6 protein-coding genes are annotated in these 6,103 nt (G+C 32.4%); 4 read left to right on the top strand and 2 right to left on the bottom strand.

Annotated features, from left to right (window positions below; all coding sequences use genetic code 11):
* Positions 1 to 127: 127 nt before the first annotated feature.
* Positions 128 to 583 carry a hypothetical protein gene (locus BOW55_RS13500; protein WP_129024546.1) on the bottom strand — a complete coding sequence of 152 codons (456 nt, stop codon included), beginning with the start codon at positions 581 to 583 and terminating at the stop codon, positions 128 to 130.
* Between the two features lie 246 nt (positions 584 to 829).
* Here BOW55_RS13500 and BOW55_RS13495 point away from each other — a divergent pair, with 246 nt between their 5' ends.
* The 3 genes from BOW55_RS13495 to BOW55_RS13485 all read left to right on the top strand — a co-directional run bounded on the left by BOW55_RS13495 (position 830) and on the right by BOW55_RS13485 (position 3,811).
* Positions 830 to 1,819 (top strand): sensor histidine kinase, encoded by a 990-nt coding sequence (locus tag BOW55_RS13495; protein WP_129024545.1) that lies wholly within the window; start codon positions 830 to 832, stop codon positions 1,817 to 1,819.
* On the top strand, positions 1,797 to 2,525 hold the full coding sequence (locus tag BOW55_RS13490; protein WP_129024544.1) for a LytTR family DNA-binding domain-containing protein: 729 nt from the start codon (positions 1,797 to 1,799) through the stop codon (positions 2,523 to 2,525). Before BOW55_RS13495 ends, BOW55_RS13490 begins: the two co-directional genes overlap by 23 nt.
* 140 nt (positions 2,526 to 2,665) lie before the next feature.
* A complete protein-coding gene (locus BOW55_RS13485; protein WP_241686560.1) occupies positions 2,666 to 3,811 on the top strand; it encodes an agmatine/peptidylarginine deiminase in 1,146 nt (381 codons plus the stop codon).
* Positions 3,812 to 4,091: 280 nt separating this feature from the next.
* Here the strand turns inward: BOW55_RS13485 and BOW55_RS13480 are convergent, their stop codons facing one another.
* Positions 4,092 to 4,958 carry an AraC family transcriptional regulator gene (locus BOW55_RS13480; protein ID WP_129024543.1) on the bottom strand — a complete coding sequence of 289 codons (867 nt, stop codon included), beginning with the start codon at positions 4,956 to 4,958 and terminating at the stop codon, positions 4,092 to 4,094.
* A gap of 164 nt (positions 4,959 to 5,122) precedes the next feature.
* On the opposite strand from BOW55_RS13480, the gene BOW55_RS13475 reads away from it, so the two are divergent.
* Positions 5,123 to 6,043 (top strand): dihydrodipicolinate synthase family protein, encoded by a 921-nt coding sequence (locus BOW55_RS13475; protein WP_129024542.1) that lies wholly within the window; start codon positions 5,123 to 5,125, stop codon positions 6,041 to 6,043.
* Positions 6,044 to 6,103: the final 60 nt, after the last annotated feature.

Raw genomic sequence — 6,103 nt, 5'->3', positions numbered from 1 at the left:
ATAAGAACTCTTTGCGGAGCAAGTTGTGCAGCTTTTTACGAGAACTTTTTGCGGAGCGGGTAAATTACCCTAATTTTTAATTTCATCAAAAATTTGATTTTCTTTCAATTCGGGATGATCCCATTCATCAAATATCTTGATATAATTTAATATATTTTTTTGCGTTTTTTACATTATACCTTTGCAAATAGTTTTCTACTTCGAAGTTGTTCTTCTTATTAAAATAAAATAAGAACTTACTATTCGTTTCCAATATACCCCAATAGTTATTAGCATGTGAACTTAGCGAAAAAAAGCGAACTAATAAAACATTGTTCTTTTCAGGTGAAATAGGAAAAATCTCCATTATTTTTACGATTCCAATCTTACCTACGTATTCGCTAACTTTAATTTCTCTACTGCTTTTAGTCCCAAATTGATTATTCTCAATTAAATATTCTATCATCTCTTTTTGGTACTTTTTTATTCTATAGTCACGATCCACATAATTTACTTTAGTCTGACCATAAAGATAAAACATAGAGAAAAACAGTCCGAAACTCAGGATTATATTTACTCTTTTATTTATTTTTCTTGTTTTCATCCGTTTGTTTATAAATGTTCCTGCTCCGAAAAGTGTTCATGAGAAGTACTGCGCAATCCCGAAAGCCTTCGGGAGCGACTTTGCACTTTTACAACAATAATCTATTAACTTCTTAAAACTCCTAAAAGTTTCTGACTTTATAAAAAAATAGTTAATAATGATTATCCCTAAAAACAGATTTAAAATTATTCTATTTTATTCAATGTTGCTTCTAAATTAATTACTTTGCATAAAATTAAGAGTCAAATGAATAAAATTTACTACCATCTGCTTTTTTGGTTGTTTATCTCATTGTATGTATTTGATTACATAGCTTCATTTTACAATCTAAAAGAGAGTATTCTTTATACTTCATTTGAAGTTGCTGCTTTTTGCTCTGAATTTTACATTAACCTATTCATTCTCCTGCCTTTTGTTTTGAATAAAAAAGGAAAAACAGCTTATGTATCAGCTTTAATTCTGTTGTTAAGTATTAGCTTTTTAATCTATTACAGCACTGGATTGAATATTGTTTTGTATGATGATGATTTGCTAAAATCATTTATTTCATTCCTTCTAAACCATTCGCTTTATCTTTTCATCTCTTATATTGTTTGGTTTTTCAATAAATATTTTACCGAAAAACAACTTCGCCTGCAGGCAGAAAATGAAAAATTGCAAACCGAAATGATGCTGTTAAAATCACAAATTAGTCCACATTTTCTTTTTAATGCACTTAATAACATTTATGCACTAACATTGATAAAAAGTGACAATGCTCCCAAAATGCTTGCTTGTTTAGCTGATATACTTCGTTATTTTTTATATGAAGGCGACAAGAAAAGCATATCTCTGCTGTCAGAAATAGAAATAATTCACAAATACCTTCAAATTCAGGAATACCGAGAAATTGCAGGAATGAAAAATATCAGCTTTACCATTTCTAACGACAACTCTGTAACGCAGGTTCCTCCTTTATTGCTTCTTACCCTAATAGAAAATGCTTTTAAGCATGGAGATATTATTGAAAATAAAAATGGTTTCGTCGACATAATTCTTACTGCTGCCAACAATAAAATTGAGTTTAGTGTTGTTAATTCTTTTCAGCCCAAATCAAAAAATCAAGGTATTGGATTAAAAAACCTAGAATCGCAGCTCAAAAATCTGTTTGGAGACAATTACCAATTAAGTACCGACGACATCGATTCAATCTATAAAGTAAGTTTACGTTTTTATGGAAACAAAGACAATATATAAATGTGCCATCGTCGATGATGAAACTTTAGCCCGTACTTTAATACGCACTCATTTAATGCATATTCCTGAGCTCGAAATTGTGTGCGAATGCTCGTCGGCACTTGAAGCTGACGATTATTTAAAAACAAATAAAGTCGATTTACTGTTTCTAGACATTCAAATGCAGCATTTGTCTGGAATCGATTTCTTAAAGTCACTTCAAAATCCGCCAAAAGTAATTTTTACAACTGCTTATTCTGAATTTGCTTTAGATGGTTACGAATTAAACATTATAGATTATTTACTAAAACCCATAACTTTTGAGCGTTTCTATAAGGCTGCAGCCAAAGCGCTGGAATTATTAAAACTAGAAAACGAAAGTAAAGAAGCATCTGAAGCCTCAGTTATAGATCAATCGATAGTTATAAAATCCAGTCATCAGCACATCAAAATTCTTTTGAGCGACATATTGTTTATCGAAGGCCTTCATAAATATGTAAAAATTGTAACCGAGAAAAAAACATATATTACTTTAATTGCTCTTACGGCAATGGAAGAAGAACTTTCAAAACAGCTTTTTTATCGCTGTCATCGCTCTTTTATTGTCAACTTAAGTAAAGTGGAACTGATTGATGGAAATTTAGCCATTATTGGGACTCATAAAATACCTATTAGCAAATTAAACAAACAAGAACTTCTTGCCAAATTAGGTAAGAAAATTGGGTAAATTAAGCACAAAACAAACTTTCTGTACCCAAACTAGTTCATTTGGGAGAAAAAAAATTATCAGGGTTTTAAAAATTATTCTCTTTGTCGAATAATTTTTAGAACCCTTAACGCATTTATTCAATAATTTAAAACATCAAAATGTACAACAAAGCAATTTTATCAATGACTTTTGCCATTTTAATTTCAGCTTGCGACAGCAATGAAATCGAAGGATCAACACAAAATCCTGATCCAACTTTACCTGTTACTAACGTTCTTTATACAATGCCCGAAGAATCTGCACCGCACGAAGGCACTTGGCTGCAATGGCCCCACCAATATGAATATGGCGTTACATACCGCAACAGTTTAGACGCGACATGGGTGGCGATGACAAAAGCTCTTCAATCAACAGAAAAAGTTCACATTATTGCTTATGACGCAGCAGAACAATCAAGAATTGAAACTCTGCTGACAAATGCCGGTGTGCCATTAACTAACGTAAATTTTAAAATACACGAAACAAACGACGTTTGGGTGAGAGACAACGGTCCTATTTTTGCAAAAGACCAATCTGGTCAATTAGTGCTTCAAGATTGGGGTTTTAATGGATGGGGAGAAAAATTTGGCTATAAAAAATGTGATAAAGTCCCATCATTTATCGCTGGTGAAATTGGTATAAAAGCGGTAAACGTACCAATGGTAAACGAAGGCGGATCTGTAGAATTAGACGGTAACGGTGTAATGATGGCTACAAAAAGTTCTGTACTGAGCCAAAAAAATAGATCAACTCGAAATGCAGGTATGACGCAGGCTCAAGCCGAAGCTAATTTTACGAAATACTACGGAGCTACAAAATTCATCTGGTTAGAAGGCGGATTTAGCAAAGAAGATGTAACAGATATGCATATTGACGGTATTGCTAAATTTGTTCCAGGTAATAAATTGGTTACCATGAATAATGATGATTTATTGAACTGGGGATTGACGCAAAAAGATATAGATGTATTGTACAGCGCTTCTAACAAAAACAATCAAGCCTATACAAAAGTATTTCTGCCATTATCAAAAAATGATGTTGTGACTACAAATGGCACCAATCTAGGATACAAAGGCTGTTACATAAACTTTTATGTTGCCAACGGAAAAGTATTAGTTCCAAACTATAACGATCCAAACGATGCTGTTGCCAATAACATTATTGCCGGCTTATTTCCTGGAAGAACTGTTGTAGGTATCGATGTTCGAAATTTATACAAAAACGGAGGAATGGTTCATTGTGTAACACAGCAGCAGCCTCAATAATAAAAGACATAAAACTCAAAAGCTCCTTAGACAAGAATGTTTAAGGAGCTTTTTTATTTGCACTCAATTGTTTTATTAACTCATTATGTGTAATTATTTTAACACATAGAAACATAGACTCTGAGTTCTAAAAAAAAGGCGTTTCACTTGTTTTAAATGCATCCCGAAGCTTCGGGACTGGCTATGCGAAAGAAATGTATTTCTTTATGTATTCTTTTCCAGCTATAAAACCTATGTTTCTATGTGTTTAAACATTTTTTTTGAAAATTACAGCCAACGTTTATACCTTTTGTTTCCATTTCAATCTTTGGGATTTCCGATAAACTAAAGGAGACATTCCTTTAATCTCCTTAAACTTTCTATTGAAGTTCGAAATATTATTAAAGCCGCACAATTCAGAAACTTCTAGAACTGAAAGTTCTTGCGATTTCGACAACAGCTTCCCTGCCCTCTCAATTCTAATTTCAATCAAAAACTGAAAAAAGGTTTTATTAGTTCGCACTTTAAAATATTTACAAAATGCATTTTTGGTCATATTCGATAAAGCAGCTATTTCCTCGAGCGTAATATTTTTTTGAAAATTAGTCATCACATATTCAAAAACCGTCTGCATTCTCTTGCCCTCATTATCAGTTATTTTTTTATCATATATATAACTCGAAAGCGGTGTTTTTTTATCCTGCGAAAGCTTTTTTGTTATTTCTAAAAAAAGCATAAACCGATCAAATTCATTAACCGATTTAATCTTTTTAAAGGATTTAATAACTTTATTAGACGGATTATTAACCACAAAACCATTTTTACAGCCCTCCCAAAACGGTTGAATTTCTTTTAAAGCGGGCAGTGAAAAGAAATCCTTTCCAAAAGAATTTGCAGTAAAAAACAATGTTAACATTACAGATAATTCTTCTGTGTTGGCATCACTTCTAAATACGTGAGGCAGATTACTGCCTATAACTACCACATCACCTTTTTGATAAGGTGAAATAGTATCACCTACAAAAATGGTTCCTTCGCCATTCTCAATATAGCTGATTTGTATTTCTTCGTGCTGATGCAATTTATCATAGAAAACAAACTCAATATCCTCTTGATAAATTAACGAATCTTCTTTAGTTTTTGGAATCTTAAATGGAAATACTTTCATAATCAATTTAATTACATGTGATAAATATAAAAAAATGTACACATATTAAGTAATAATTTTAAAAATTAATACTAAAGCGGATAATATAGTATCTTTTTGTGATAACTTCCCTAAGCACATATTTACTACTTATAAATATTTTTGAAAAAATTAAAATCGTAATTATGAGTATTCAATGGAAAGGCGTTATGCCAGCAGTAACCACAAAATTTACTGCCGATGACAAATTAGACTTCAATATGTTTGAAGTAAATGTTAAAGCTCAACTCGAAGCGGGTGTTTCTGGAATAATTTTAGGAGGTACACTTGGCGAGGCAAGCACATTATTACAAGAGGAAAAAAAAGAATTAATTCAAGAGACAATCAATATCGTTAACGGGCAAGTTCCGGTAATTATGAATATAGCCGAGCAAACAACTCGTGCCGCGATTCTTGCTGCTAACGAAGCAGAAAAAAATGGAGCAAAAGGTTTAATGTTACTTCCTCCTATGCGTTACAATGCTGCAAGTCACGAAACAGTAACTTATTTCTCTGAAATTGCAAAAAGCACTTCACTTCCTATCATGATTTATAACAATCCTATAGATTATAAAATAGAAGTAACATTAGATATGTTTGAAGAAATTTTAAAATTCGACAACATTCAAGCCGTAAAAGAATCTACAAGAGACATTTCGAATGTAACAAGAATTATAAACCGTTTTAACGGAAGATTAAAAATCTTATCTGGTGTTGATACGCTGGCATTAGAAAGTATCTTCATGGGATCTGACGGATGGGTTTCTGGTTTAGTGGATGCTTTCCCAGCCGAAACTGTTGCGATTTTCAAACTGGCAAAAGCAGGAAGAGCCGAAGAAGCTTTGGCTATTTACAGATGGTTTTTACCTCTTTTAGAATTAGATATTAATCCGCTTTTAGTGCAAAATATAAAACTGGCTGAAGTTGCCACAGGTTTAGGAACAGAGTATGTTCGTGCACCAAGATTACCGCTTCATGGAGCTGAAAGAGAAAGAGTGTTGGCTATTATCAACGAAAGCCTTCGCACTAGACCTACACTTCCAGATTACAAGTCTATAGTATTATAAACTTGTATTGAACAGAAAATTAATCTTTTTTCTCAAAAAGTTTAATTTGGTTGATTTAGT

Origin of the sequence: Flavobacterium sp. YO12 (genome assembly GCF_004119495.1) — a bacterium.
GTDB lineage: Bacteria > Bacteroidota > Bacteroidia > Flavobacteriales > Flavobacteriaceae > Flavobacterium.
The sequence above is the reverse complement of the archived record's forward strand: the minus strand, read 5'-3'. Positions and strand labels throughout refer to the sequence as shown.